Source organism: Acinetobacter sp. CFCC 10889, assembly GCF_003268395.1.
Taxonomy (GTDB): Bacteria; Pseudomonadota; Gammaproteobacteria; order Pseudomonadales; family Moraxellaceae; genus Acinetobacter.
Genome location: NZ_LQXQ01000230.1, coordinates 1 through 215, shown reverse-complemented (window position 1 = coordinate 215; position 215 = coordinate 1). Strand labels below are relative to the sequence as shown.

The 215-nt window shown below is 48.4% G+C and carries 1 pseudogene; it reads left to right on the top strand.

Annotated elements, in window-relative coordinates:
- Positions 1 to 215, top strand: a pseudogene (locus tag AVJ19_RS21450) (hypothetical protein); the annotation flags it as partial.

Here is a 215-nt window from a genome sequence, read left to right as displayed (position 1 = left end):
CAGCATTGGGTGGTGGATCAACCTACGACTCAACTACAGGTGCGATCAGTGCACCGAGCTATACCACAACAGCGCCTGGTACAGGAACAGTCACTAATTCGAACAATGTTGGTGGTGCGATTACTGCGCTTGATACAGCAGTGAACACGCCATTAACGTTCAAAGGTGATACAGGATCATCAAGCAACAAGTTAGGCACAGAGCTGAAAGTTGCA